The 4,238-nt window shown below is 64.7% G+C and carries 3 protein-coding genes and 1 tRNA gene; 2 read left to right on the top strand and 2 right to left on the bottom strand.

Translation table 11 applies throughout. The features are described 5' to 3' along the window. Nucleotides 1-291 precede the first annotated feature (291 nt). Nucleotides 292-1,086: a L,D-transpeptidase gene (locus WBF82_RS19060; protein ID WP_424384506.1), complete on the bottom strand. Its 795-nt coding sequence runs from the start codon at nucleotides 1,084-1,086 to the stop codon at nucleotides 292-294. 178 nt (nucleotides 1,087-1,264) lie between these two features. Here WBF82_RS19060 and WBF82_RS19055 point away from each other — a divergent pair, with 178 nt between their 5' ends. Next, nucleotides 1,265-3,082, top strand: coding sequence for an FAD-dependent oxidoreductase (locus WBF82_RS19055; protein ID WP_424384505.1), 1,818 nt, complete (start codon nucleotides 1,265-1,267; stop codon nucleotides 3,080-3,082). A 10-nt stretch (nucleotides 3,083-3,092) separates the two neighbouring features. Further along, nucleotides 3,093-4,073, top strand: a complete 981-nt coding sequence (gene mtnA / locus WBF82_RS19050; RefSeq protein WP_424384504.1) for an S-methyl-5-thioribose-1-phosphate isomerase — start codon at nucleotides 3,093-3,095, stop codon at nucleotides 4,071-4,073. Nucleotides 4,074-4,111: 38 nt separating this feature from the next. Here mtnA and WBF82_RS19045 read toward each other — a convergent pair. Further along, a tRNA-Gly gene (locus WBF82_RS19045) sits at nucleotides 4,112-4,185 on the bottom strand. Between the last annotated feature and the right edge of the window lie 53 nt (nucleotides 4,186-4,238).

The following is a 4,238-nucleotide window of genomic DNA, read 5'->3' as shown; positions in this document are numbered from 1 at the left end:
GGCTGCCGGCCCAGCGCCTGGTCAGCCGATTCCGGCGGGTCCGCCGTCGTGATGACAGCTTTGCGACTAAAGCGCTGACAAACCGCGATGCAGCTTGAGAAGTGTTGGCCGTCCGGCTAACCCTGGGACGCAGCTAGCAAGGCGGGGGCTTGGGGTGGCACAGCGTGTCTTGAGCTGACTCGCCAACATTTTGGCTTCCCGTGCGATGCCACGACGAGTTGGTGACCTGCGTGGCCGGCGGTGAGACATGCGTTGCCGGCGCCAAGAATCCATAGCCGCCTGAACCAGCGGCTATCCCTTGACGATCACCGGGTCGCCGATGGTGACCGCGTTGTAGTACCACTCCGCATCCGCGGGGCTCAGGCTGATGCAGCCGTGGCTGACATTGTCAAACCCGAGTGAATTGATAGCCCACGGAGCCGAGTGCACGAAAAGGCCACGGCTACTGATCCGCACGGCATAGTCCACCGGTATCCGATAACCCTGGGGATCGGTCACCGGGATACCGACGCTGCTCGAATCCATAGTCACCGTGCGGTCTTTGGACAACACGGTGTAGAGGCCGACAGGTGTCGGAAATTGTGGCCTACCCATCGAGGCCAGCATCACGCCTTCTTCTCCCGAGTGGGGTAAGTGGTGCGGCGCTGGTCGCGGCGGCCCTACCCCGTCAATGCTGACCGTGAAGGTGTGCTCCGAGATGTCGGCAATACCGAGGACGGAACGACCCGTCTTGATCTCCGTGGTCAGGCCACCTACCGACAGCGCCACGGTGCTGTGCGCGGGCCAGAATCGGTCCGGAACCCATTGCACAACGTCGGTCTCCAGCCATTCGAACTTCCCGGTCATCCGGGGTGTCGACTTGACTGTGAGGGCGCGCTCGATTGCTCGCCGGTTGGCGACGGGCGCGTTAAATGTCAGCACCAGGGGGTGTGCCACACCCACCACCTCGCTCGGCAACGGGCGAACTGATGCGATGGCGAAGTCATATGACTGGTTCGCCGCCGTTAGATCTATGCCGGCGGGCGGCCGTACCACACTCGCAGCGGTCACACTAAGCACAAGAAAGCACCGCAGAACCGCTCGCATGGTCCGACCCCTATAATCGACACAATTGCAATAGCGATCGTAGGGTGTCGTGAACAGTGGAAGGGCAAGGGCGCGTTCGCAATCCGATCACGCCTTCATCACGTTTTGACTACAGCCAGCCAAGGGGGCGAGGCAAACAAGGCCATGCCCCGGCTGGCCGGCGAGTAGCGTGCCGCTGATGACTCAACAGTTGGATGCGGCCATCACGCAGTCGCCGGACGCCCGCGTTCAAGCGTGGCTGGCCGACTTCGAGTCGGGCCTGGCGGCGCGCGACATCGACCGCGTGGTGGCCAAGTTCGCCCCGGACGGCATCTGGCGCGATCTTGTGTCGTTCACCTGGAATATCAAGACCGTCGAGGGCCACGACGGCATCACCGACATGTTGCGCGCACGACTCGCCGACACGGACCCGTCGGGATTCCGCACCCGGGAAAAACCCACCGACGATGGCGGTGGTGTGACATCGGCATTCATCAAATTTGAAACGGCGGTCGGCCGAGGTGTCGGTCATCTCCGGCTTAAGGGCGATCTCGGTTGGACGCTGCTGACCGCGCTGGACGAGCTCAAGGGTCACGAGCAGCCGACGGGTTCTCGCCGCGCACTCGGCGCCGTGCACGGTCCCGATCCCGACGGCCGGTCGTGGGCGGAGAAGCGCGCGGAACAAGAGGCGTCGCTGGGCTATTCGCAGCAGCCCTACGTCGTTGTCGTCGGCGGCAGCCAGGGCGGAATCGCGTTAGGCGCCCGGCTGCGCCAACTGGGGGTGCCGGCCATCGTGATCGACAAGCACGCCCGCCCCGGCGACCATTGGCGCAAGCGGTATAAGACCCTGTGCCTTCATGATCCGGTGTGGTACGACCACTTTCCATATCTACCGTTCCCGGCGAACTGGCCGGTGTTTTCGCCCAAGGACAAAATCGCCGACTGGCTGGAGTTCTACACCCGGGTGATGGAAATCCCGTACTGGACCTCGACAACATGCCTGTCGGCGTCGTTCGACGCCCAAGCAAAGCAGTGGACGGTCGAGGTCGAGCGCGACGGCGAACGGCTCACACTCCGGCCTACGCATCTGGTGCTCGCGACTGGAATGGCGGGTAAGCCAAATGTGCCGGAGTTGGCCGGTCAGAACGTTTTTCGCGGAGAGCAGCATCATTCGAGCCAGCACCCCGGCCCGGACCGCTATGTGGGAAAACGCGCCGTGGTCGTCGGCTCCGGCACCTCAGCGCATGACATCTGTAAAGCCTTGTACGAGAACGGGGTTGACGTCACGATGGTGCAGCGCGCATCCACCCTCGTCGTCACGTCGGAGTCGGTGTTGAAAATCGCTCTCGGCGCCCTGTACTCGGAGCAGGCGGCGGCCGCAGGTATCACCACCGAGAAAGCTGACCTGACGGTCGCATCGCTGCCATATCGAATCATCGCGGATTTCCAGAAACCGATCTCGGACGCAATGCGGCTGCGGGACAAGGACTTATACGAACGGTTGGAAAGGGCCGGATTCAGGCTGGACTTCGGCGACGACGATAGCGGCCAGTTCATGAAGTACCTGCGGCGCGGCGGCGGCTTCTACATCGACGTGGGCGCCTCCGACCTGATTTGCGACGGCAGCATCAAGCTATGCCACGGCGGGGTCGAGCGGCTGACCGAGGAGTCGGTGATTCTGGACGACGGCACCGAACTGCCCGCCGATCTCGTTGTGTACGCCACCGGCTTCAGGTCGATGAATAGCTTTGTGGCGGACCTCATCGGCCAAGACGTGGCCGACAAAGTCGGCAAGGTGTGGGGCCTCGGCTCGGGCACTACGCAAGACCCGGGGCCGTGGGAAGGCGAGCTGCGCAACATGTGGAAGCCGACCCAGCAGGAGAATCTGTGGTTTCACGGCGGCAACCTGGCCCAATCGCGGCACTACTCGCTGTTTCTTGCCCTGCAGCTCAAGGCCCGCTGTGAGGGAATCCCCACGCCGGTATACGGCTTACCGCACGTGCACCACCAGAGCTAGGTTCGAACTCGTGCGCAGGACCATCGACTGGGACGGCGACGCGGTCACGATCATCGACCAGACCGCGCTGCCCACCGATTACCGCGTTCTCAGACTGCGCACCGTCGACCAACTGATCGAGGCGATCCGCCGGCTCGCCGTGCGCGGCGCCCCGGCGCTCGGCGCGGCGGGCGCGCTTGGCGTTGTGCTCGCGGTCCGCGAGGGAGGCGACGTCCGGGCCTTGGCCGAACGCGTCGCGAAGGCACGACCGACCGCTGTCAACCTCAGCTGGGGAGTCGAGCGCGCGCTCGAGAAGCTCGATGAGGGCGCCGAAGCCGTGCTCGCCGAAGCACTGGAAATCCTCGACGAGGACGAACGCCTCAACCGTGCGGCATCCGCGCACGCCGCCGAGATCGTCCTCGAGCTATGCGATCGCCGCCCGCTGCGGTTGCTAAGCCATTGCAACGCAGGCCATCTCGCCACCGTGGCCTGGGGCAGTGCGCTCGGCGTCGTGTGGCACCTTCACGAGCGGGGACTGGTCGAGTCGGTGCTGGTCGACGAGACACGTCCGCTGCTGCAGGGTGCCCGGCTGACGGCATGGGAGCTGGCCCAGGCAGGCGTGCCCTACCGGGTGCAGCCGGACGGGGCCGCGGCGGCGGCGATGGCGCGCGGCCTGGTCGACTGTGTTCTCGTCGGCGCCGATCGGATCGCGGTCAACGGCGACGTCGCCAACAAGATCGGCACCTACGGGCTGGCCATCGCCGCGCATCATCACAACGTGCCGCTCGTCGTCGTGGCGCCTTCGTCCACAGTCGACACGTCGCTCGCGACCGGCGCCGAGATCGCCATCGAGGAACGCGCGCCTGACGAACTGAGGACGTTCAGCGGCACCGCGATCACCCCGCCGGACGCCGGCGTTTTCAACCCCGCCTTCGACGTGACCCCGGCCGAGCTCATCACCGCCGTCGTCACCGAGCACGGCCGCTACCGGCGGTGTGGCAGCGAGCGCTAAGGGATCGGTCCACGGGAAGCGTTGGCGCTGGTCTGAAGTGGAGCCGATGACGGGAATCGAACCCGCGTATTCAGCTTGGGAAGCTGATGTTCTGCCATTGAACTACATCGGCGCGGTTGCTTGGGAAGGCTAGCACTCGTCGTTGCATCGTTCACCAACATCGCG

The organism is Mycobacterium sp., assembly GCF_049673265.1.
In the GTDB taxonomy this organism is placed as follows: domain Bacteria; phylum Actinomycetota; class Actinomycetes; order Mycobacteriales; family Mycobacteriaceae; genus Mycobacterium.
Note: the sequence above shows the minus strand (reverse complement) of the source record. Positions and strands in the feature narration are given on the sequence as shown.